Raw genomic sequence first — 21,552 nt, forward strand, 5'->3', positions numbered from 1 at the left:
AGGAATGGATTCACCCGTGTCCAGCATCGAACTCACCACCCCCGCCACGTTCATCCCCGCCCCGGCCACCCCGTACCAGGGCGACATCGCCCGCTACTGGAACGAAGAGGCCCGGCCCGTGAACCTGCGCCTCGGCGATGTCGACGGCCTCTACCACCACCACTACGGCATCGGCGACATCGACCACGACGCCCTCGGCGACCCCGCCGACAGCGCGTACGAGAAGAAGCTCATCGCCGAACTCCACCGCCTGGAGTCCGCCCAGACCGACATCCTCCTCGACAACCTCGGCACCATCGGCCGCGACGACCTCCTCGTCGACGCCGGCTGCGGCCGCGGCGGCTCCATGGTCATGGCCCACCAGCGCTTCGGCTGCAAGGTCGAAGGCGTCACCCTCTCCGCCAAGCAGGCCGACTTCGGCAACAACCGCGCCGCGGAGCTCGGCATCGCGGACTTCGTCCGCTCCCGCGTCTGCAACATGCTCGACATGCCGTTCGAGACCGGCCAGGCCGCCGCCTCCTGGAACAACGAGTCCAGCATGTACGTCGACCTCCACGACCTCATGGCCGAGCACTCCCGCATCCTCGCCGTCGGCGGCCGCTACGTCACCATCACCGGCTGCTGGAACCCCCGCTACGGGCAGCCGTCGAAGTGGGTCTCGCAGATCAACGCCCACTTCGAGTGCAACATCCACTCCCGCCGCGAGTACATGCGCGCCATGGCCGACAACCGCCTCGTCCCCCAGGCCGTCATCGACCTCACCCCGGCGACCCTCCCGTACTGGGAACTGCGCGCCACGTCGTCGCTGGTCACGGGCATCGAGGAGGCGTTCATCAACTCCTACAAGGACGGCTCGTTCCAGTACGTCCTGATCGCCGCCGACCGCGTCTGACGCACCGGCCGGGCCCGCGACACCGGGCCCGGCTCCCTTCGGCCGCCTACGCGGCGTGCCGCGCGCCCGCGACGAACCAGGCCCAGGCGGCGGGGGAGAAGCTCAGGTGCGGGATGGCGGTGTCCTTGGAGTCGCGCACGAGGACGGCGGCGGGGGTACTGGCCACCTCGACGCAGGAGTCGCCTTCACTGCCGCTGCTGTGGCTGCTCGTGGCCCAGCCGACCTCGACGCAGTCGTTGATGTCGCTGGAGCTGCTGTAGCTGCACTTGACCCAGGCGACTTCCACGCAGTCGTTGATGTCGCTGCTGTCGCTGTAGCTGCTCTTAAACCAGACCAGTTCGAAGTTGCGGTTCATGCTGCTCCCAGCAGTTGTTCGATGAAGGACCGCGACTCCCGGGGCGTGAGAGCCTGGGCCCGGATCATGCCATACCTCGATTCCAGAATCCGGAGCTGCTTCGGATCGGCCACTGGTCGCCCGTGGAAGGTGCCCTCCGCCCGACCGACGGCAGTCCCGTCACCGAACTTGAGCACCTGGATGAGCCCTGCCATTCCCGCGTGCTCCTCGCACGCGGTTGGCATCACCTGGAACGTCACATTGCGCAGCTGGAGCACCTCCAGCAGGTGTTCGAGCTGTCGGCGTCGAACCGTGGGTCCCCCCAGTGGCCGCATGAGGGCCACCTCCTCTACGACGAAACTCAGTGCGGGTGCGGGGTCACGGTCAAAGATCGACCGCCGTGCCATCCGTGCTGCCACGCCACGCTCTATCTGCGCCTCCGATTCGGCCGGGTGCGCCATCTCGAACAGTGCCCGTGCATATTCCTCGGTCTGCAGCAAGCCGTGAATGTTGTGGTTCCCGTACGACAGCAGCTCAACCGCGCGCGATTCGAGCATGGCAAGATCACGGATCCGCTTGGGGTAGCGAGCGGGTTCGACATCCTTCTTCATGGCCGCGATGCGGCCCTCCGCGCCCAGGACCTCATCCGCACGGTCGAGGTACTCGGGGCGCGGGATGCGGCGCCCCGCCTCGACCTTGCGGACCAGGTCCTCGCCGTACCCCATGCGGGCCGCAAAATCACAGGCCCGCAGGCCGGCGGTCTCTCTCCACACCTTCAACTGTCGGCCGACGGCGGCGACGACCGCCGCGCCCTGTTCGTCCTCCGGGTCGACCTCCCAGCCCGGCTCTTCCGTTCCGTCGCCGTCCACGCTCATGCGCACCCACTTCCGACGTGCCCGTGCCCGACCTGCTCAACGCCCCGTACCCGCAGGCGTGCCTCGGACAGGCAGGACAGGATCGGACAGCGTCCGGACAGCCGCGGTACGCACGGGCGTCGCCGCTTCTCAGCGTAGACACACCTCGCCACGCTGAGTGACGTGATTCCACGACTCTGCGACCTCGGAGATCCTGTGTACCCGGCGTGCGTCCTCCAGCTTTCCGCCACCCCCCGCGGCGCCCGCCTGGGGCGCCTGCTCGCGGTCGAGCAACTCCGCGCATGGGGCGTGCCCTGGGAGCGGCCCGAACGCATCCTGGCCGAGCTGCTCGCCAACGCCGTCACCCACGGCCGCGTCCCCGGCCGGGACTTCCGCCTCGCCCTCACCGTCCACCCCGCAGGCACCGTCCGCATCGAGGTGACGGACACCCGCCACGACTGCATGCCGGCCCCGACGACCGGAGGCCGCGGGCTGGCGGTCGTCGAGGAACTCTCCGACCGGTGGGGCGTCGTACCGGGCCCGCCCCCGTGGAAGACGGTCTTCGCCGAGGTCTCCCCGTACCGCCCACCGGCACCGGGAATCCCCACAACGGCGGATCGCAGGGGCCGTCAGCGGTAGGCGGCGAGGAAGACGCGGGCGCCGGCGGCGGCGTAGCGGTCGAGGTCCGCGTCGCTGTGCTGGGTGGCGCCGGTGAACATGGCCTTGTTCACGGGGATCCACAGCAGCAGGCCGGAGAAGTGGTTCGCGGCCAGGAGCGTGTCGTCGATGCGGAGGAGCCCCTGGTCGGCCAGGCGCCGGAAGGTCGCCGCCAACGTGGTGAGCCCTCGTTGGAAGCCGCGCTCGTACCACTCGGTTCCCAGTTCGGGGAAGACGTCGGCGTTGGCGATGATCAGGCGCCGTAGCTGGATCACTCGGGGGTCGGTGAGGGCGGTCAGGAACTGACGGGCGAGCCGGGTCAGGTTCTCTTCCAGGTTGGCCTCGTCGGTGGGGAGGTCGGCCAGCAGGTCGATGGTGGTGTCGAGCCGGTCGGTGGTGGCGAGGACGATGTCGGCGAAGAGCTTCTCCTTGTCGGAGAAGTGCTTGTACACGGTCTGCTTGGACACTGCGGCCAGCTTCGCGATGTCGTCCATGCTCGTCCCCGCGTATCCCTTGTCCAGGAAGACGCTGGTCGCGGCCTCAAGGATCGCCTCGTGCTTGCGCGCTGAACGGCTGTCCATCATCAACTCCTTCTCGTGCGACGGCCCCCTCCCGAAGAGTACTGGACTGATCAGTACTCATTCGAGTACTGTACCGTCCAGTTCCTAACGGATGGAGTGGTTGCTCATGGACAAGGTGTTCTCTGCCGACGGCACGGCCATCGCCTACGAGCGGCAGGGCTCGGGCCCCGCGGTGGTGCTCGTCGGAGGCGCTTTCATGACGCGCGGCGATTCCGCCGCACTCGCCGGCCTGCTGGCCGAGCACTTCACCGTCATCACGTACGACCGCCGGGGCCGCGGTGACAGCGGGGACAGCCCGGAGTACGACGTGCAGCGCGAGGTCGAGGACCTGGACGCCCTGATCGAGCGCGCGGGCGGCGAGGCGATGGTCTTCGGCATGTCCTCCGGCGCCGTGCTCGCACTGGAGGCCGTAGCCCGGGGCAGCGCCGTTTCCCGGCTGGCCGTGTACGAGCCGCCCTTCATCACCGATTCCAGCCGTCCCCCGCTGCCCGCCGACTACGTCGCCCACCTGACGGACCTCGTACAGCTGGGGGCGTACGGCGACGCCGTCGCCTACTTCATGACCGCAGCCGTGGGCATGCCCGCCGAGGTCGTCGCCGGGATGCGGCAGGCCCCCTTCTGGGCCGGTATGGAAGCCACCGCCCGCACCCTGCCCTATGACGGCCGCATCATGGGCGACGGCATGTCCGGCCGGCCGCTGCCCGCCGACCGCTGGCGCTCCGTGACCGTACCCGTCCTCGTCGGCAGCGGGGACGCGGGCGCCCCGCACATGCTCACCGGCGCGAGAGAACTCGCCGCCCTGGCCGACAACTTCACCCTGCACGTCTTCCCCGGCCAGGAGCACACCATCGCCCCGGAGCTCCTCGCCCCCGTCCTGACCGGTTTCCTCACCGCCGGGCAGCCGGCATGAGCAAGGTCTTCGCCAGCCTGGGCATGTCCCTGGACGGCTTCATCGCCGGCCCCGATTCGCGGCCCGACAACCCGCTCGGCAACGGCGGAATGCGCATCCACGAATGGGTCTTCGACGTCGAAAGCTGGCGCGAGCGACAGAGCATGGGCGGCGGGCAGACCAACCAGGACGACGACATCGTCCAGGAGAACTTCTCTCGCGCCGGCGCCTACATCATGGGACGGCGGATGTTCGCCGAGGGCGAGGCCGGCTGGCCCGACCCGCCGCCCTTCCGCGCCCCCGTCTACGTCCTCACCCACACCCCGCGGGAGCCGTGGGTACGGCAGGGCGGCACCACCTTCACCTTCGTCCCGGAGGGGATCGACAGCGCCCTGGCCCAGGCCCGCCAGGCCGCGGGGGACAAAGACGTCCAGATCTCCGGCGGTGCGGACACCGTGCGACAGTTCATCGACGCCGGACTGCTGGACGAACTCCAGATCCACCTCGCCCCCGTCGTGCTCGGCGCCGGCGTCCGCCTCTTCGACGGCGTTTCCCCCGGCCTCGGCATCGAACCCATACGGGTGGTCGACTCCCCGCAGGTCACTCACCTCACGTACCGGATCACGTCGTCGTAGGTGCTCTGCTGAGGGAGGTCAGGACAGCGTCGGGGTCGGGTGGAGTGGGCGGGATGCCCTGGGGCGGGGTAGGGACGTGACCCAAAGGGCGCTCCCTCCGGTCGCGTTGCTACGCGATGGCCTTACGGCCATCCTTGACGACCTGACCCGGAATGCAGCAAGCTGCCGGGAAGCCCCAGGAAAACGGCATGGAGCGGAGGGAGGGAGCCCTCCCGGCCGGCCGCCGCATCCAGCCCCACCGGTCAGCAAGTCCGTGATCAGCGCCGGGGGTCGGCCGCACGCTCACCAGCCTTACTCTTCGGGGCCTCTCTCCGGTCAGGCAGCCACACTGCACGAAGGCCGCTGGGCGCCCACGTAGCGATCTGCGGCGCTCCTGTCTCCGGATGACGCTCTGGACGTCGTTTTCCGACGTCACGGCCCTTTAGGGCTGCCGCCAAGGGTCGGCTGATGCGGGCGGGGTTAAAAAGGGTCCCGCACCATCCCTGATGCCGGCTGATCGGCTACCGGCTACGCCACCACCCCGTCGCCTTCCCGCCCGTGTCGCCGGCTCCCGCCCTTCCCCGCCCCCAGCCCCCCGTCGCCCCTCGCCCCTGCCCCCCGGCTCTCCCGTCCCCCTCACCCCACCGCCGCCCCCAGCCGATCCAGCCCCACCGCGATCTCCTCCGCCGTGTGCGTCGTGAACGACAGGCGCAGCGTCCGCGGATCCGGAGTGCCCGTGTAGAACGGTGCCCCCGGGACGAAGGCGACGTCCTTCGCCACCGCGCGCTTCAGCAGCGCCGTCGCGTCGTGGCCCGCCGGGAGGCGGGCCCAGACGAACATGCCGCCCTCCGGGCGGTTCCACTGCGACCCCTCCGGCAGCGCGTCGCCCAGGCCGGCCAGGAGGGCGTCGCGGCGGATGCGGTAGGCGTCGCGGACGGTGGCTGTGTGGGCGTCGAGGTCGGCGGCGGCCAGGTAGTGGGCGGCGGCCAGCTGGTCCACCGTCGACGTGTGCAGGTCGGCCGCCTGCTTCGCGACGACCGCCGCCCGCCGCAGGGCGGCCGGGGCGCGGAGCCAGCCGAGGCGCAGCCCAGGCGCCATGATCTTCGAGAAGCTGCCGAGCAGCGCCGTACGGTCCTCCGCGCCGGGATGCGCGGCGAGCCACGGCACCTCGTCGCCCTCGAAGCGGAGGTCGCCGTACGGGTCGTCCTCGACCAGCCACAGGCCCAGGCGGGCCGCGACCAGCGCCACGGCGGCCCGGCGGGCGGCGGGGAGGGTGCGGCCGGTGGGGTTCTGGAAGGTGGGGATGCAGTACAGGAGCTTCGGGCGCTCCCGGCGGACGATGTCCTCCAGGGCGTCCGGCAGGATGCCCTGCTCGTCGCAGGGCACGGGTATGACGCGGGCGCCGGCCAGGCCGAAGGCCTGGAGGGCGGCGAGGTAGGTGGGGTTCTCGACGAGGACGGTGTCGCCCGGCTCGACGAGGGTGGCGGTGATGAGGGTCAGCGCCTGCTGGGAGCCGGTGGTGACGAGGACGTCGTCGGCGGTGGTGGCGAGGCCGCGGGCGGTCGCCCGCGCGGCGACGGCCCGGCGCAGCTCGGGCGCCCCTTCGGTGGTGGAGTACTGGAGGGCGCGCGCGGCGGAGGTCGCGAACGCGGCGTCGTAGGCTGCGCGCAGCCCGTCGGTGTCGAAGAGTTCGGGCGCGGGCAGGCCGCCGGCGAAGGAGACGACGCCCGGGCGTTCGGTGAGGGCGAGGATCTCCCGGACCGGCGAGCCGCCGACGGCGGTGGCTCGGGCGGCGAACGGCGGCGGCTGGAGGGCGGGCGTGGAGGCGGGCTCGGGGGCGGACGCGGCGGCAGAGGCGGAGGCGGTCATGGCGGGCGGCTCCTCGCGGGGGGTGGGTTCGGGTGCGCACATCCTAGGAGCGGTATGTGTAGGCAGCACCCATGTGTTCGAGGAGTGAACGGCGTCCGGTTGTGCCGGGTCTGGCGCCATGCCGGCTGCAGCCGCCACCGCCACCGCCACCGCCGCCGCCACCGCCTCCCCCGCCACCCACCCCGAACACGACGGAGCCCCCTCGGCCAGGACGGCGGGCCGGTCGAGAGGGCTTCTGTCGATGCGTTGTGCGGTTGTTCCGGGGCCTGGCGGTCGGATCCGGCGTTCGCCGGGTTCCGGTGCTCCGGTCTCGTGCGGGTGGGTGGGGGTGGTGGGGGTGGAGGCGGCGAGGCGTCGCCGCCGTAACGTTTAGGCGAGGCGGCCGAGCGCGCCTTCGGTGACGCCGGTGACGAACGAGGTCCAGGAGCCCGGCGCGAAGGTGAGCGAGGGGCCGTCCTGCACCTTCGAGTCGCGGACCGCGATGGCCTCCACGACGGGGGACTTGACCTCGACGCAGGCGCCGTTCCCGCCGGAGTAGGAGGACTTGGTCCAGTTGTCCGTGGCGCCCTGACGAATAGCCATGATTTTCTCCGGTTCAGCGAGTAGTGCCAGGTGGGTGGGTTCCCCCGGCCGACGTGATCGACGCTACCGGCACCTTCCGGAGGGCGAAGAGGTCATTCACCCGACCGAGTGGCATATTCCATTCAGGCCTTCTGTGGCCGGGGAGTGACGGTGTACGGTGCCCGGCCCCGCCCGCCACCTGCCTGGTTTGCTCTGCATTTACCGGTTCCTGCCTCCGAAATCATCGATGATGCCGGCGATGAACTCGCGGGTCTGCTCGACGTTCAGGGCCTGCGCGCGCAGGTGCTCGTACATGACGCTGTACATCTGGACGTCGTTCGCCTTCTCCAGGTACAGGTCGCTCGTCACGCCCTCGATGTAGACGACCGTCGAATCCGTCGCGTCCGGGAATTCGAGGATCGCGTACTGCCCGGTCATCCCCGGGTGCGCGCCCATCCCGAACGGCATCACCTGCACGGTGATGTGCGGCTGTTCCGACTGCTCTATCAGGAACTCCAGCTGCCGGGCCATCAGTTGCGCGTCGCCCACGCGCCGGCGCAGCGCCGCCTCGTCGATGACGGCCCACAGCCGCAGCGGCCCCACCTCGGGGTTGTTGTTGTCCGTCTCCGACAGGCGCTTCTGCCGGTGCATGCGCACCTGCACGCGCTTCTCGACGTCGGCCGGGGAGGTCTCGGGCACCGCCCCGCGGATCAGGGCGTGCGCGTACTCCGGGGTCTGGAGCAGACCCGGCACCATCTGCGGCTCGTACGTGCGCAGGCTCGCCGCGTCGGTCTCCAGGCCGATGTAGACGCTGTACGGGATGTCCCCGAAGGCGTGCCACCAGCCCTGCTGGCGGGAGTCCTTGGCCATCTGCATGAGCGACTCGACGAGGCGGCGGTCCTCGACCTCGTACACGTCGCACAGGTCGCGCACGTCGCGCTGGCTGATGGACCGGCGGCCGTTCTCCAGCCTGCTGATCTTGGACTGGGAGACGAGGAGGCGCTCGGCGACCTGCTCGGCCGTCATGCCCTTGTCCTCGCGGAGCTTGCGCAACTCCATGCCCAGCCGGCGGCGTCGGACGGTGGGATTGACATTGGACGCCACGTGAACGGCACCTCCGCCTTCTTCTGGATCTGTCTCTCTGCGTGCCTGATGGGGAGCAGACTGCCACCGAAGGGCGGGGCTGCGCCGGAGAACTGCACGGAAAGACAGGCGTGCGGGGCGGCTGGGACCGGGCGGACCGGCCCCGCCGCCCCGCGCGCACTGGGCGGCTCCCGGACCGGGCCGTCAGTGGGGCCGGTCGGGGTGCTGGCGGTGCGGTGGTGCGCTGGAGCTGTGGATCTGCGTGTTTGCGATGGTTCAGGTGGTTCAGGTGGTTCTGGTGGTGCCGCGGTGCGTGGTGGTGCCGGTGTGGTGCCTGGTGCAGGGGTGAAACGGTGGTGGATCAACGGCCGTTCGGCGGTCGTGCAGCAGTAGTTCAGCGGCCGCTCAGTGCGCGGCGACGCGCGCCATCGCACCCGCACGGCGCGGCTGCATCGGAACAGCGTTCGCCGTGGGACGCGCCGCCTGCGCGGCGGACGCCCGCTCGCGGCGCGGCTGCGCCGCCACCCCGTTCTGGACGTCCATCACGGCGTGCGCCACGAGACCGCCCATCGGGTCGTGCCGGATCAGGTCCCGCAGCCGGGACCTGGACGACCGCCCCTCGTTACCGGGGTACAGGTGCTTGCCGAGGCCGACCGCGTGGGCCAGCGCGGCGAGCGCCGCGGTCCGCGGGTCCGGCGGTACGCCGGTGCGGATCGCACTGTCGAGCCGGGCGCGGATCTCCCGGCTGATCGCCGTGTCCGTCGCCTGGTAGCGCGTCGTCGGCAGCACTCCGCACATCTGGCCCGCGACGGCATGCACCATGCCGCAGCGCTCCAGGTGCGCGAGATAGATCTGGCGCAGCCCCAGCCGGGGCCCGCCGATCCAGTGGACGGCCCGTACCGGACTGCCGCGCCTGCGCAGCAGTTCCAGTGCGGAGTCCAGTGTCGGATCTCCTGTCGGCCGCGGCATCACCACGGCGATACGATCCCCGTCAGGGGCTATCCGTCCTGCCAGAGCCAGCTCCACTAGCTGTGCCCCGGCCAGGCCGAGGTCGAGCGACTGCGGCTGCGCCGTGGTACCCGTGGCCGGGTCCAAAGCGAGCAGCAGAAGCTCCTCCGGAATTGTTCTGCGGCTCCTGCCCATCCATGCCTCCCCGCGTGGATGAGTGACAGGGTGACCCCTCTCACATTCATCTGTCGAGAGTGCCTGGTCGCTTTGTAGGGGAACCGGCAGCTATGTCGTTCTCGTCTAGGGCGAGGGCGATGCCCCCGAGACGGGACACTGTTAGACATTCGGACAGCCGGACACGACGCGGTGGCGAACGAGGAGGAACTGGTGGCGGGCGAGTCCCCCGACAAGTCGGTTGATGAAGCAGTGCCGGGGGCGGCGAAGTCCGCTGCGGAACGGGATCCCAGGTTGTCCGTGTTCCGTCCCCGCGACCCCGAGGACGCGGCGGCTGCGGCGTCCGGTTCCGGCCGGGAGGCGAAGGCTGCGGAGGAGGAGTCGGGCGCGCCTCGTGCGGGTTCGGCCGGACGGGCGGAATCCGCGTCCGAGGACGAGGGCGAGTCCGAGGCCGGGACTGCCGCTGCGGACGAGCCGGATGAGTCTGGCGAGTCGGTCGAGTCCGGCGAGTCCGGCGATGCGGACGTGCCCGCGGACGCTCCCGCCGTGACGGCCTCCGCGAAGACCGCCGGCAACGCTGCCGGCAAGGAGACCGACAAGGCGGCCGGGAATGCCGCCGCGAAGGCCGCCGAGAAGGCCGCTGAGAAGGCCCCGGCGAAGGCCCCCGCGAAGGCCCCCGTGAAGGCTGCATCCGGCTCCGGCGACGGTGGCGACGGTGAGCGCACCGCCGTCTTCCGGGCGCCGGTGTTTGATTCCGGTTCGGCGCAGGGCCGCGGTGCGGCCGCGGCCGGGGCCCGTTCCTCCGGGGAGTCGGCGGGCGAGTCCGCCGCCGAGGGCGGCGCCAAGGAGGCCGCGGAGGCCGCGGGCGGTGCCGGCGGCGGTGAGCGCACCGCCGTGTTCCGGGCGCCGAAGTTTGATTCCGCTTCTGATTCCGCTTCTGATTCCGGTTCTGCGCCCGCCGCCGGGGCGGCCGATGGCGCGAAGCCGGCCTCCGGGGGTGCTGCCAAGGCTCCTGCCGCGTCCGGTGGTGACGACAGTGAGCGCACCGCGGTGTTCCGGGCGCCGCGGCTCGATTCCGGTTCCGGTCGGGTCGGCGGTTCGGCCGCGGCAGCCGCCGGGGCCGCGGGCCGTGGCTCCGCCGCGGCGAAGCCCCCGGCCGGGGACTCCGAGGACAGCGAGCGCACCGCCGTCTTCCGCGCGGTCAAGCCGCCGGCCGCCGACGCCGGAAAGGCGTCCGGTTCCGCTTCCGCCGCGGCTGCGGCGAAGCCCGCCGACGGGGAGCCGGAGGACAGCGAGCGCACCGCGGTCTTCCGCGCCGTCAAGCCCCCGGCCGCTCCCGCCGCCCCGTCCTCCCCCGCGGTGGACAAGCCCGTCGCCGAGCGCCCCGTACCGCCGAAGCCGGTCGGCGGGGAGAAGGCCGGCACGTTCGTGCCGCTGCGCACGGACGACGGCCCGGCGAAGCCGGCCGCCCCCGCGCGGGGCCCCGTACCGCCGCCCAAGGCCGCCGCGCCGAAGGCCGCCGACGCGAAGGCGGCCGCGCCCGCTGCCGCACCCGCAGCCACCGCCGCGTCGGCGTCGGCCGCCGTCGACCGGACCGAGCGGACGACGCAGCAGCCGCTGCCGCCGAAGCCGCCGCTCGACATGCTCGCGGACCTCACGAACAACCCGCCCCCGCCGCCGACCCCGATGCGCACCTTCGTGCGCCGCGTGAAGATCTACGCGCCGCTCGTCGTGCTGCTCGCCGTCATCCTGTCGGTCGTGCAGCTGGTCCGTCCGCTGCCCGAGCCGAAGCTCACGATGACGGCGAAGAAGTCGTACACCTTCGAGGGCGGCGCTCCGGCCCTGCCCTGGCCCAAGGAGGGCCAGGCCTTCATGGCGGCCTCCGGCCTCGGGACCGTCGGCAGCTTCGGCGAGCAGAAGCCGATCGCCATCGGAAGCGTGGCCAAGACCATGACGGCGTACGTGATCCTGAAGAACCACCCCCTGAAGAAGGGGGAGCAGGGTCCGATGATCGACGTCGACAAGACGGCCGTCGAGGACGGCAAGAAGGACGCCGAGGGCGAGTCGACGGTCAACACGCTGAAGGAGGGCGACAAGATCTCGCAGTACGACGCCCTCGCCGCGATCATGATCCCGTCGGCGAACAACGTCGCGCGGCTGCTCGCCCGCTGGGACACCGGCGGCGACCAGGAGGCGTTCGTCAAGAAGATGAACGACACCGCCAGGGAACTCGGCATGACCAACACGACGTACACGGACCCCTCGGGTCTGGACGCCACGACGGTCAGCACCGCCGAGGACCAGGTCAAGCTGGGTCTGAAGGTCGTCGAGATGCCGGAACTCGTCGCCATCACCAAGCTGCCGAGCTGGCAGGACCCGTCGGGCAAGTCCTGGCGCAACTGGAACGACCTCGTGCCCTACAACGGCTCGCTCGGCATCAAGACCGGCTCCACCAGCAAGGCGGGCGGCAACCTGCTCTTCGCCGCGGAGAAGCAGGTCGGCAAGACCCGGCAGCTGATCGTCGGCGCGGTCCTCGGGCAGCACGGCGTGCCGATCCTGGGCACCGCGATCGCTGCCAGCAAGAACGTCATGCTGGCCACGCAGAAGTCGCTGACCAGCGCGGCCGTGGTGAAGAAGGGCGACGTCGTCGGGTACGTGGACGACGGGCTCGGCGGCCGCACCCCGGTCGTGGCCGGGGCCGACGTCGAGGCGGTCGGCTGGCCGTCGCTGACCGTCGACATCAAGCTGTCCCACGGCGACTCCAAGCTCCCGCAGACCGCGACGGCGGGCACCGAGGTCGGCGTGCTGACCGTCGGCGAGGGGGCCAGCCAGGTGAAGGTTCCCGTGACACTGAAGAACGACCTGGCCGCGCCGGGAATCGGCAGCAAGCTGACCCGGATCGGCTGACCCGGATCGGCTGGTCCGGCCGGCACCGGAGACCATGGACCGGCGCCTCGGGGGCAACCCCGGGGCGCCGGTGTGCGTCCAGTAGCCGGGACGGGCGACCGGGATGCGACGGAGTGACCCCAGGGCTGGGGAGTAGGGCAGTGAGCGACCAGTGACCACCGCTGAGCAGGAGCAGACCGAGGGCCGGGGCGCGCCGGCGGCGGCTGCCGCCGGGGCGGCGAGTGCGGCCGGTGCGGGCGGTGCGGGCGGTCCTGCCGGTCCTGCCGGGGCTCGGGGCGCCGTCGGCGGGGGTCCTGCCGCCCGCGTCCTGGCCGCGGCCCGGCGGCATCCGGTGGCGGTGTCCACTGCGGTGGCGGCCGTGCTCCACGTCGTCTGGTTCTACGCCTTCGCCAACAGCGGCGGCGACCTCGCCGCGCAGGACGCCTGGGCGGAGTTCGTCGGCCGGCATCCGGACTCGGCGTACAACCTCGCCTGGTACGGGGGCATGCACCCCGTCTCGTACAGCGTCGTCTCCCCGTACGTCATGTACATGATCGGCGTGCGGACGACGATGATGGTCGCCGGCACCCTCTCCGCCGCCCTGCTGGCGCTGATCCTGACCCGCTGCCGGGGCGCCGTGCGCGAACCGCTGTGGCCGGCGCTGGCCGGGGTGTACGGACTCTTCTGCAACGCCCTGTCCGGCCGGGTCACCTTCGGGCTGGGCGCGATGTTCGCGCTGGGCGCCGTCGCGGCCGTCTTCTGCTGGCCGCGCCGCTGGGCCCGCCGGCGCTGGGCGAAAGCCGCCGTCGCGGCGCCGCTGGCCGGGCTCGCGACCGCCTCCAGCCCCGTCGCGGGCCTCTTCCTCGGGGTCGTCGCGGCCGCGCTGTTCCTGAGCCGGCGGCGGCCGGGCGCGTACGCCCTCGGCCTCGCCCCCGTGGCGGTCGTCGGGCTGTCGGCCTGGCTGTTCCCCTTCTCCGGGACCCAGCCGATGAAGATCGGCTCGGCGTGGCTGCCGTTCGCGACGGGGCTGGCCGTCGCCCTCCTCGTACCGAAGCGGTGGAAGACAGTCCGGGCCGCCGCGGCGGTGTACGTCCTCGGCGTCTTCCTGACCTGGGCGATCGACTCCCAGGTCGGCTCGAACGTCACCCGGCTCGCCATGCTCTTCGGCGGGGCCGTCCTGCTGGCGGCCGTCCCGTACGCCGCCGCGGGCACGGGCCGCCGCCGGGCGCTGGTGGCGGCGTTCACCGGCGTGACCGTGTGGATCACGGCGAACAGCGTCACCGACATCGTGCGCACCACCCCCGTGGCCGCCTGGAACCGGGAGCTCGCCCCGCTGGTCGACCAGCTCCGCAAGGCCGGTGCGGACCGCGGGCGCGTCGAGGTGGTGCCGGCGAGCAGCCACCGCGAGTCGTCGGCGTTCCCGGCGTACGTCAACCTCGCACGCGGCTGGAACCGGCAGGCCGACCTCGAACGCAACCCGCTCTTCTACGACGACACGCTGACCGCGGAGAGCTACCGGGAATGGCTGGAACGCTGGGCCGTGCACTACGTGGTGCTGCCCGCGGACAAACCCGACTCGGGCGGCGAGGCGGAGGCCCGGCTGGTCGCCGCGGGGCTGCCGTACCTGGAGCGGGTGTGGGGCGACGCGAACTGGCAGCTCTTCCGCGTCGACCGCCCGACGGAACTGGTGTCCGGGCCGGCCACGGTGGTCCGGGCGGGCGCGGACCGGCTGGTCGTCGACGTGAAGGCCCCCGGGCGGGTCCTCGTCCGCATCCCGCACTCGCCGTGGCTCGGGCTGGTCGACGCCGAGGGGCGGCCGGTGCCGCCGCCGCAGGGGTACGCGAACACGGCCGGCTGCCTGTTCAGGGCGGAGGCGGACGGCGCGGGCGACGTGTGGACGGAACTGCTGGCCCCGGCGGCGGGGGAGTACCGGATCGCGGCGAAGTACCAGCTGCCCCGGGGCACGCCCTGCCCGGAGGACCTAGTCCGCGAGACGGTGGACCCGGCGGAGCCGGCGGACGGCTGACGACTCCGGAAGGTGCGCCCCGCGACATATCTGCATACGATCCCAATAGTCCGATTGGGTGCTTCCCGAGGAGTTGACGACGGGATGAGCAAAGAGCAGAACCAGGACGTCCGGCGCGCCGCAAAGGGCCAGGAGCCGCCCGGACCGCCCCCCTCCAAGGGCCACGGCTTCGCCGGCCCCGTCCCCAGCAAGGTCAAGGGAGGCGCACACACGAAGGCGGACCTGAAGCGCGCAGGCGCCCCGGTAGGCGACCGCATAGGCGAACGCACAAGGGGCCTGAGCTAATCCCCTCACCCCTGGCCCTTCCGCCCCCTCGGGACCCGGAAGGGCTCCGGCACGCCCCGGCTTGTGCCGCAATCCGTCGGCCCCAATGGCGCGCGAACGGCGTCCACCAGGTCGTCCCCTTCTCGTACGGCGCCCTGCGCATTGCTCACCCGCGGCCAGTGCCGAGCCGTATATCAGACCTGGCCGAGGTCGATTTCCACGGGGAAGGGGGCTGCCGCCTTGAGTACACCGGTGAACACGTCTCCGTCCCGGTAGGACTTCGTCGCCGGGTCGAGAACATACGTGTATACGAGGGGAACGCCCGTCGCGGCCTGCTCGATGCGCCAGTAGAAGCCGATGCCCGCCTTGGCGTACTGGTCGACCTTCACAATCCGGTCGGTGGTCTCCGAGCCAGGTGACACCACCTCCGCGACCAGCAGCACGTGCTCCGGGCGGGTGGGGGTGACGTCGATCGTGTCCGCGCGGTAGACGACAACGTCCGGTCGGCGATTGGTGAGCGGGACGTCCTGGAGCCGGACGTCGAAGTCCGTGTCGGCGTTCCATTCCGCACCCGCGGCGGCGTCCAGGGCGTTCGCCAGGATCCGGGCCAGCCGGTTGTGGCGCTTGGAGGCGCTCGGACTCACGACGACCATCCCGTCCACGATCTCGATACCGGCGCACTGCTCCTCGGACCAGGACTCGTACTCCTCGGCGGTGATCTGCTCATGCATCCACGCCGGGGCCACCATCTCGGCCGACATGAAGCACCTCCCGGACACTGGGGAGCGGGCCCGATCCCGCTGGGTTCAGCGTACTGTCCGCGATCGGTCCGGCACCTTCGTCCCGCTCACGGCCCCTCCGCCGACGTCCACCCTGTTGGCAGAAACGCCGAGGAGCACACCTGAACGCTCAGGTGTGCTCCTGCTTGACTCGTGCCCCCGGCAGGATTCGAACCTGCGACACCGGCTTTAGGAGAGCCGTGCTCTATCCCCTGAGCTACGAAGGCGTGCTCGTGGACGCGGTCCGTGAGGACCTGGCCACCGCGGCAAGTGTAGCGGGTGGGGTGCAGTGCGTACCGGGAGATCTTGGCCGGGGGCTCGCGGACGTGCCGGGGGCGCGGGCGCGGGGCCTGCGGTCAGCGCCTGTCGTAGATGCCGAAGAGGTCGACGACCAGGTCGATCGGCTCCCAGCTGCGGTTCCAGAAGTCGACGATGGTGCCGGGGCCCGTGCCCGTCTGGGCGAGGTTCGAGACCGTCGTGCCCTTCGTCCAGTTCAGGTTCGAGGAGTGCGGGGGAGGCGGGGTGACCGCCGTGCCCTTGTCGTACTGCAGCTGGGTGTTCGGGTCGGGGGCGATCGAAAGGTGGCCGCTGCCGGTGGTGTTGGTCACCGTCGCGTTCACCACGGCCGCCTCCGGCGCGGACTTGCCCGCCGGGATCCGCTGGTGCAGGAAGTCCAGGGACTTCACCTGCCACCACTCGCGGGAGTCGTGCAGGCGGGTCGGCGTGAGCGGCAGGTAGGCGGCCTTGCCGTCGGCGCTGTAGTGGCCGACGACGTCCACGATCACGTCGGCTCCGCTCCAGGAGCCGTTGCGGATCTGGATCCGGCCGTCGGGGCCGACCGGGACGATCACCGAGTTGGCGACGGTCTGCCCGGCGGTGAAGTTGAGGTTCGACGTGGTCGGCGCCTTCTGCCCGCTCGGGAAGAGCGTCAGGTGGCCCGCCTCCCGCGGGTCGGTCACGGTGACGTTCAGGGCCACCGCCGTGACGCCCTCCGACGGGACGCCGCCCGCGCCCGCGATCTGCACGGCGAACGACGACTGGCCGGATGCCGGGCCCCGCCGGGCGCCCAGTCCCTCGCGGGTGTCGACGAGGCGCGTCGGGGCGAGCGAGGTGTAGCCGGCCGCCGCGGAGCGGGTGAAGTAGCCGGTGGCGTCCGCGAGGAGGTCCGTGGTGCCGTCGCTGTGGTTGGACAGCTCGATGTGGCCGTCCTCGCTCACCGGGACGATCGCCAGGTTCGGAACGGTCTGCCCCGCCGCGAAGTTGACGTTCGACGTGGCCGGGCGGTCGGTGCCCGCCGCGTACGCGGTGACGTGCCCGGCGGCGCGGGTGTTGGTGGCGGTCAGGTTGAGCGCCACGGCGGACACCCCGGCCGGGATGCCGCCGGTGCCGGCGACCTTCACGCGGGTCGTCCCGTACGCGGGGACGGGCCGGGCGCCCGCCGCGCCGGTGCCGTCACGGGTGTCCAGCAGGCGGGTCGGGGCGTGCGGGGTGAACTCGGAGCCCGCCACGACGACGTCGACGGTGTTCGTCGTGGTCAGGTCGTTGCGGACGTCCTTCGCGGTGAGGGTGACCTTGTGGGCGCCGACCTCCGCGTACGTGTGGTCCAGGTGCAGGAAGGGGTAGTCGGAGCCGGAGAGGACGACTTCCGTCTGCTTGTTGCCGTCGCCCCAGTCGACGTCCACCTGCACCGCGGTCGGCAGGTCGCTGATCGTCATGACGTACGCGGTGAGCATGATGCCGCGCGCGGTGGTGTGGCTGGCGCCCATCTCGACGGACAGGTGCGGGTCGCCCGCCGCAGCGTCCGTGCCCTGCGCCGATGCCCTGCCGCCGCCGGTGCGGGGCGGGGTGGTCGAGCGGTCGGCCGGGCTGAAGAACGGGGACTTGCGCAGTTCGGCCCGTGCGGCCTCGGCCTTCCCCGGGGCCGCCGCCGCGGCCCCCGCCGCCGCCCCGTGGCCGGTCGGCGGGTCCGCCGCCTGTGCCGTGCCCGGGACGAGGCCCACGGCTGCCGCGGCGACCGCGGCGGAGATCATGATGCGGTGACGGTGCACCGGCCCCCCAGTGATTCTTGAACTCGTTCAAACGGTCAAGATCAGGTTAGCCGGTCCCGGCACCGGCCTGCCCTCCGGGGGTCAGGGCCGGGTGATGCGGACCTGGAAGCTGCCGTCGCGCAGTTCGCCGACCACCGAGATGCTGATGCCCTCCACCTCGTCCGTGAAGGTCTCACCCGGCCGGTACGGGGCGTCCGACAGCTCGCCGTGGACGTTCGGCCGGCGCGTGCAGCCGCCGCTGTCGGCCGCGCTGTCGACGACCGTGACCGGGCCCCGGCCCGTGTCCACCTCGGAGTCGACCCTGTAGACCAGTACGCCCGGCTTGCACACCGTCTCGTCGTTCCCCGCCTGCGTGCGGACCTCCACCGCGTACCCGGTGGTCGGCGACAGCGGGACGAAGGCCAGCTTCGTGCCGCCCTCGACCGCCAGCGGCGACAGCACGTGGTCGCTCATGCCGGGCTTCGACGCGCAGCTGATCTGCGATCCGTCCAGCCAGCCGAGCTTCCACTTGTGCCAGCCCAGCAGGTCGTTGTTGGAGCCCCAGTCCTCGCTCATGATGTCCCAGTGCCCGACCGCGCCGCCGCCGTCGGCGGTGTACAGGTCGGGCAGGCCGAAGACGTGCCCGTTCTCGTGCGGGAGGACCCGGTAGCCGGTCTCCCGGTAGGTGCCGGAGCCGTCGTCCTGCCGGCTGTAGACGAACGACGTGTTCGCCAGCGGCACGCCGTCCGCGACCGGCGCGTCGCCGTTGCCGGAGAACGTCACCGACAGCACCGTGTCGAGCGCCGACGGGCCCGCGTTCGGCGTGACCAGGATGTTCACCAGGTCGTACCGGCTGAAGTCCACCTCCGGGTCGGCCACGCTCACGATGTGCTCGACGAGCTGCCGGTAGCCGGGCTCGTACGGGGAGCCGCGCCCGATCCCGTACGCGGCGAACGGCATCGGCATCCGCAGCCAGCTCTTCACCGGCGCCTCGGGCCGGTAGGCGAGCCGGCCGTAGGAGCTGGTGCGGAACCAGTCGGAGGTCTGCGGGAAGAACTCCGCCATCCGGTCGAGCGCCGTGCCCTCGCCCTTGGCGTCCGGGAAGTCGATCATCAGGTTGAGGGCGCGGACCTCGCCGGTCGAGCGGGAGTACCCCGGGGGTGTCGGCAGCCCCTCCGACATCTGCACGCCCGGGGCGCCGCTGATCCGGCACGGGGCGAGCGCCGCCTCCGCGGTCGTAGCGGCCGGCCCGGACGCGGAGTGGTGGCGGCCGGAGATCCCGGAGCTGGCGGTCGCCGTGATGCCGAGGGCGAGGGCTGTCAGCCCGATGTAGGCGCCGGCGCGGTGGGGTCCGCGTATCCGGTGGCGGGTCTGCGCCATGGGGATCGCCTTCCGCTCCGCGGCAGCCCGGCCGGGCCCGGGGCTGCACTCCGTGGGCTCACCCTCCGACGGGCGCGCCGCGCCCGCGCGCCGGGTGCGGCCGAACGGGAACGGCCGTGTGGCGCGGCTCACACGGGAGGGTGAAATAACCGGGGAGCAGATCCCCGTTTGCATCCGTGTCCCCCAAACGGGGATCCGGTCCCCGTTTCGGTCCGCGGGTGCCGGCGCCCAGGCATTCGTACGCCGCCCCCCGCGGGGTGGCCGGAGCCGTTCGAGGAAGGCCCTTGATGCAGCGCACCGCCGTCTCCGCCGACGCGCCCGCGCGCGCCGCCCGTCCGCGCGCCGATGCCGTGCGCAACCGGGAGCGGATCCTCGTCGCGGCCCGGGAGGTGTTCGTGGAGTTGGGCTCGGGGGCCCCGTTCGACGAGGTCGCCCGCCGCGCGGGCGTCGGCAACGCCACCCTCTACCGGCACTTCCCCGACCGGGCCGAACTCGTCCACCACGTCGTGCTGTTCGTCATGGGACGGGTCGAGGCCGAGGCGCGCGACGCGCTCGCCGAGGAGCCCGACGCGTTCGCTGCGCTGTGCCGCTTCACGCACACCGCCGCCGACGAGCGGATCGGCGCCCTGTGCGCCATGCTGGGCGGCGGCTTCGACCGCGAGCATCCCGAACTCCTCGCCGCGAACCGCGCGTTGGCCGAGGTGGTCGAGTCCCTGATGGACGCCGGCCGGCGCGCGGGCCTCGTCCGCGGCGACGTCGGCGTCGGCGACCTGATGGTCGCCCTGTCCCAGCTCAGCCGGCCCCTGCCGGGCGTCTCCTGCGTCAGCGTGGACGCCTTCGTCCACCGCCACCTCCAGCTCTTCCTCGACGGGCTGCGCGCCCCGGGCGCCTCCGAACTCCCCGGGGCGCCCGCGACCTTCGAGGACCTCAGGCAGAAAACCGTGTGACGCCGAAGGCTCCGGCCCGCTAGCGTCACAAAAGCCGCTTATCTCATCTTTCCGTCATTTCCGCCATTTCTTTCGTTCCGCACACCGAAGTGGGTACCCCCATGCCGAAAACAGCCGAGGCCGCCGATCCGCTCCGGGCGGCGGCCCCCGACCCCAACCGCTGGAAGGCGCTCGTCTTCATCGCCCTGGCGCAGCTCATGGTCGTCCTCGACGCGACGATCGTGAACATCGCGCTGCCGTCGGCCCAGGCCGACCTCGGCATCTCCGACGGCAACCGCCAGTGGGTCATCACCGCCTACGCGCTGGCCTTCGGCGGGCTGCTCCTCTTCGGCGGCCGCATCGCCGACAAGTGGGGCCGCCGCAACGCCTTCGTCGTCGGCCTGATCGGCTTCGCGCTCGCCTCGGCGCTCGGCGGCGCCGCCACCGGCGAGGCGATGATGCTGGGCGCCCGCGCCCTCCAGGGCGTCTTCGGCGCGCTGCTCGCCCCGGCCGCGCTCTCGCTGCTGGCCGTGATGTTCACGGACGGCGCCGAGCGCGCCAAGGCCTTCGGCATCTACGGTGCGATCGCGGGCGGCGGCGGCGCCGTCGGCCTGATCCTCGGCGGGTTCCTCACCGAGTACCTGGACTGGCGCTGGACGTTCTTCGTGAACATCCCGTTCGCCGTCGTGGCGGCCGTGGGCGCCTGGCTCGTCGTGCGGGAGCCGGCCGGCGGCCGCAACCGCGCCCCGCTGGACCTGCCGGGCGTCCTGCTGTCCACGCTGGGCCTCGTCCTGCTCGTGTACGGGTTCACGCGCGCCGAGTCGGCCGGCTGGACGGACGCGTGGACGATCCGCATGTTCGTGGCGTCGGTGGTGCTGCTCGGCGCGTTCGTCCTGGTCGAGGCCCGGGTGAAGTCCCCGCTGCTGCCGCTGCGCGTCCTGCTGGAGCGCAACCGCGGCGGCGTGTACCTCTCGCTGGGCCTGGCCGTCATCGCGATGTTCGGCCTGTTCCTCTTCCTGACCTACTACCTGCAGGTCGTCAAGGGGTACTCGCCGGTGAAGACCGGCTTCGCGTTCCTGCCGATGATCGCCGGCATGATCACGGGCTCCACGCAGATCGGCGCCCGCCTGATGAACCGCGTCCCGCCGCGGCTGCTGATGGGCCCCGGCTTCCTGCTCGCGGCGACCGGCATGCTGCTGCTGACGCAGCTGGAGGTCGACTCGTCGTACGCCGGGCTGATCCTGCCGGCGCAGCTGCTGCTGGGCCTGGGCATGGGCACCGCGTTCATGCCGGCGATGTCGCTGTCCACGCACGGCGTGGCCGCGGCCGACGCCGGTGTCGCCTCCGCCATGGTCAACACCTCGCAGCAGGTGGGCGGCGCGATCGGTACCGCCCTGCTGAACACCATCGCCGCGTCGGCGACGACCGCGTACCTGGTGGACCACGCGGGCGAGGCCGCCGCGGGCGGCGCCGCGGCCGGGCTGGTCCAGGCGCAGGCCATGGTGGAGGGCTACTCCGCCGCCATCTGGTGGGCGGTGGGCATCCTCGCCGCGAGCGCGGCCCTGGCGCTGACACTGATCAACACCGGCCGTCCCGGCGCCGGCGGCCCCGTCGCCTCCGGTTCCGGCCGCGGCGCGGACGCGGAGATCAAGGTCCCGGTGATCGCGCACTGACGGGCTCCGGGGTGCCCCGGGAATGACCGACGGCCCCGCGTCGTTCAAATTTGAACGACGCGGGGTTCGTCTTGTCCAGCCTTGCCCCTTCCCCCGGCCCCGCGCCCGCGCAACGAGGAGCACCGCCGTGACCGT

The 21,552-nt window shown here is 71.9% G+C and carries 19 protein-coding genes and 1 tRNA gene; 9 read left to right on the top strand and 11 right to left on the bottom strand.

Annotated features, from left to right (window positions below; all coding sequences use genetic code 11):
* Nucleotides 1–4: 4 nt before the first annotated feature.
* A complete protein-coding gene (locus ACZ462_RS17185; protein ID WP_403541811.1) occupies nt 5–892 on the top strand; it encodes a geranyl diphosphate 2-C-methyltransferase in 888 nt (295 codons plus the stop codon).
* A gap of 46 nt (nt 893–938) precedes the next feature.
* Here the strand turns inward: ACZ462_RS17185 and ACZ462_RS17190 are convergent, their stop codons facing one another.
* Nucleotides 939–1,247, bottom strand: coding sequence for a DUF397 domain-containing protein (locus ACZ462_RS17190; protein WP_467803380.1), 309 nt, complete (start codon nt 1,245–1,247; stop codon nt 939–941).
* Nucleotides 1,244–2,101, bottom strand: coding sequence for a helix-turn-helix domain-containing protein (locus ACZ462_RS17195; protein ID WP_467803378.1), 858 nt, complete (start codon nt 2,099–2,101; stop codon nt 1,244–1,246). Before ACZ462_RS17195 ends, ACZ462_RS17190 begins: the two co-directional genes overlap by 4 nt.
* Before the next feature lie 162 nt (nt 2,102–2,263).
* On the opposite strand from ACZ462_RS17195, the gene ACZ462_RS17200 reads away from it, so the two are divergent.
* Nucleotides 2,264–2,719, top strand: coding sequence for an ATP-binding protein (locus ACZ462_RS17200; RefSeq protein WP_467803377.1), 456 nt, complete (start codon nt 2,264–2,266; stop codon nt 2,717–2,719).
* On the opposite strand, the gene ACZ462_RS17205 is transcribed toward ACZ462_RS17200, so the two are convergent.
* Nucleotides 2,710–3,318: a TetR/AcrR family transcriptional regulator gene (locus ACZ462_RS17205; protein ID WP_467803375.1), complete on the bottom strand. Its 609-nt coding sequence runs from the start codon at nt 3,316–3,318 to the stop codon at nt 2,710–2,712. The genes ACZ462_RS17200 and ACZ462_RS17205 overlap by 10 nt on opposite strands.
* A 91-nt stretch (nt 3,319–3,409) precedes the next feature.
* Here ACZ462_RS17205 and ACZ462_RS17210 point away from each other — a divergent pair, with 91 nt between their 5' ends.
* Entirely contained in the window at nt 3,410–4,228 is an 819-nt protein-coding gene (locus tag ACZ462_RS17210; RefSeq protein ID WP_467882537.1) for an alpha/beta fold hydrolase, read from the top strand.
* Nucleotides 4,225–4,842, top strand: a complete 618-nt coding sequence (locus ACZ462_RS17215; RefSeq protein ID WP_467803371.1) for a dihydrofolate reductase family protein — start codon at nt 4,225–4,227, stop codon at nt 4,840–4,842. Before ACZ462_RS17210 ends, ACZ462_RS17215 begins: the two co-directional genes overlap by 4 nt.
* 615 nt (nt 4,843–5,457) lie before the next feature.
* Here ACZ462_RS17215 and ACZ462_RS17220 read toward each other — a convergent pair.
* The 4 genes from ACZ462_RS17220 to ACZ462_RS17235 all read right to left on the bottom strand — a co-directional run bounded on the left by ACZ462_RS17220 (nt 5,458) and on the right by ACZ462_RS17235 (nt 9,477).
* Entirely contained in the window at nt 5,458–6,690 is a 1,233-nt protein-coding gene (locus ACZ462_RS17220; RefSeq protein WP_467803369.1) for an aminotransferase-like domain-containing protein, read from the bottom strand.
* A gap of 369 nt (nt 6,691–7,059) precedes the next feature.
* The gene (locus tag ACZ462_RS17225; protein WP_189810508.1) at nt 7,060–7,272 is read right to left on the bottom strand and encodes a DUF397 domain-containing protein; all 213 of its coding nucleotides are present in this window, start codon (nt 7,270–7,272) and stop codon (nt 7,060–7,062) included.
* Nucleotides 7,273–7,470: 198 nt separating this feature from the next.
* Nucleotides 7,471–8,355: a helix-turn-helix domain-containing protein gene (locus tag ACZ462_RS17230; protein WP_467803367.1), complete on the bottom strand. Its 885-nt coding sequence runs from the start codon at nt 8,353–8,355 to the stop codon at nt 7,471–7,473.
* A gap of 384 nt (nt 8,356–8,739) precedes the next feature.
* Nucleotides 8,740–9,477, bottom strand: coding sequence for a GOLPH3/VPS74 family protein (locus ACZ462_RS17235; protein ID WP_467803366.1), 738 nt, complete (start codon nt 9,475–9,477; stop codon nt 8,740–8,742).
* Between the two features lie 279 nt (nt 9,478–9,756).
* Between ACZ462_RS17235 and ACZ462_RS17240 the strand changes: the two genes are divergently transcribed.
* The 3 genes from ACZ462_RS17240 (at nt 9,757) to ACZ462_RS17250 (ending at nt 14,653) form a co-directional block, all read left to right on the top strand.
* Nucleotides 9,757–12,363, top strand: a complete 2,607-nt coding sequence (locus ACZ462_RS17240; protein WP_467803365.1) for a D-alanyl-D-alanine carboxypeptidase family protein — start codon at nt 9,757–9,759, stop codon at nt 12,361–12,363.
* Between the two features lie 151 nt (nt 12,364–12,514).
* Complete coding sequence (locus ACZ462_RS17245) at nt 12,515–14,368, top strand: MFS transporter (RefSeq protein ID WP_467803364.1); 1,854 nt, start codon at nt 12,515–12,517, stop codon at nt 14,366–14,368.
* A gap of 84 nt (nt 14,369–14,452) precedes the next feature.
* Nucleotides 14,453–14,653: a hypothetical protein gene (locus ACZ462_RS17250; RefSeq protein WP_365505243.1), complete on the top strand. Its 201-nt coding sequence runs from the start codon at nt 14,453–14,455 to the stop codon at nt 14,651–14,653.
* A gap of 173 nt (nt 14,654–14,826) precedes the next feature.
* Here the strand turns inward: ACZ462_RS17250 and ACZ462_RS17255 are convergent, their stop codons facing one another.
* The 4 genes from ACZ462_RS17255 to ACZ462_RS17270 form a co-directional block, all read right to left on the bottom strand.
* Entirely contained in the window at nt 14,827–15,393 is a 567-nt protein-coding gene (locus ACZ462_RS17255; RefSeq protein ID WP_467803363.1) for a Uma2 family endonuclease, read from the bottom strand.
* 172 nt (nt 15,394–15,565) lie between these two features.
* Nucleotides 15,566–15,638: transfer RNA gene (locus ACZ462_RS17260), tRNA-Arg, on the bottom strand.
* A gap of 129 nt (nt 15,639–15,767) precedes the next feature.
* Entirely contained in the window at nt 15,768–17,459 is a 1,692-nt protein-coding gene (locus ACZ462_RS17265; RefSeq protein ID WP_467803361.1) for a hypothetical protein, read from the bottom strand.
* 81 nt (nt 17,460–17,540) lie between these two features.
* A complete protein-coding gene (locus tag ACZ462_RS17270) occupies nt 17,541–18,818 on the bottom strand; it encodes a M6 family metalloprotease domain-containing protein (RefSeq protein WP_467803360.1) in 1,278 nt (425 codons plus the stop codon).
* A 287-nt stretch (nt 18,819–19,105) separates the two neighbouring features.
* Between ACZ462_RS17270 and ACZ462_RS17275 the strand changes: the two genes are divergently transcribed.
* Entirely contained in the window at nt 19,106–19,765 is a 660-nt protein-coding gene (locus ACZ462_RS17275; RefSeq protein WP_467803358.1) for a TetR/AcrR family transcriptional regulator, read from the top strand.
* Between the two features lie 101 nt (nt 19,766–19,866).
* Nucleotides 19,867–21,417 (top strand): MFS transporter, encoded by a 1,551-nt coding sequence (locus ACZ462_RS17280; RefSeq protein WP_467803357.1) that lies wholly within the window; start codon nt 19,867–19,869, stop codon nt 21,415–21,417.
* Nucleotides 21,418–21,552 lie beyond the last annotated feature (135 nt).

The organism is Streptomyces sp. NPDC031121 (genome assembly GCF_055570615.1).

What these genes read in the sequence shown, in the direction of transcription:
- ACZ462_RS17210 (WP_467882537.1), top strand. Translation starts at nt 3,410, where the DNA reads ATGGAGTGGTTGCTCATGGACAAGGTGTTCTCTGCCGACGGCACGGCC.
- ACZ462_RS17270 (WP_467803360.1), bottom strand. Translation starts at nt 18,818, where the DNA reads ATGGCGCAGACCCGCCACCGGATACGCGGACCCCACCGCGCCGGCGCC.
- ACZ462_RS17235 (WP_467803366.1), bottom strand. Translation starts at nt 9,477, where the DNA reads ATGGGCAGGAGCCGCAGAACAATTCCGGAGGAGCTTCTGCTGCTCGCT.
- ACZ462_RS17255 (WP_467803363.1), bottom strand. Translation starts at nt 15,393, where the DNA reads ATGTCGGCCGAGATGGTGGCCCCGGCGTGGATGCATGAGCAGATCACC.
- ACZ462_RS17280 (WP_467803357.1), top strand. Translation starts at nt 19,867, where the DNA reads ATGCCGAAAACAGCCGAGGCCGCCGATCCGCTCCGGGCGGCGGCCCCC.
- ACZ462_RS17205 (WP_467803375.1), bottom strand. Translation starts at nt 3,318, where the DNA reads ATGGACAGCCGTTCAGCGCGCAAGCACGAGGCGATCCTTGAGGCCGCG.
- ACZ462_RS17195 (WP_467803378.1), bottom strand. Translation starts at nt 2,101, where the DNA reads ATGAGCGTGGACGGCGACGGAACGGAAGAGCCGGGCTGGGAGGTCGAC.
- ACZ462_RS17215 (WP_467803371.1), top strand. Translation starts at nt 4,225, where the DNA reads ATGAGCAAGGTCTTCGCCAGCCTGGGCATGTCCCTGGACGGCTTCATC.
- ACZ462_RS17275 (WP_467803358.1), top strand. Translation starts at nt 19,106, where the DNA reads ATGCAGCGCACCGCCGTCTCCGCCGACGCGCCCGCGCGCGCCGCCCGT.
- ACZ462_RS17250 (WP_365505243.1), top strand. Translation starts at nt 14,453, where the DNA reads ATGAGCAAAGAGCAGAACCAGGACGTCCGGCGCGCCGCAAAGGGCCAG.
- ACZ462_RS17225 (WP_189810508.1), bottom strand. Translation starts at nt 7,272, where the DNA reads ATGGCTATTCGTCAGGGCGCCACGGACAACTGGACCAAGTCCTCCTAC.
- ACZ462_RS17190 (WP_467803380.1), bottom strand. Translation starts at nt 1,247, where the DNA reads ATGAACCGCAACTTCGAACTGGTCTGGTTTAAGAGCAGCTACAGCGAC.
- ACZ462_RS17185 (WP_403541811.1), top strand. Translation starts at nt 5, where the DNA reads ATGGATTCACCCGTGTCCAGCATCGAACTCACCACCCCCGCCACGTTC.
- ACZ462_RS17220 (WP_467803369.1), bottom strand. Translation starts at nt 6,690, where the DNA reads ATGACCGCCTCCGCCTCTGCCGCCGCGTCCGCCCCCGAGCCCGCCTCC.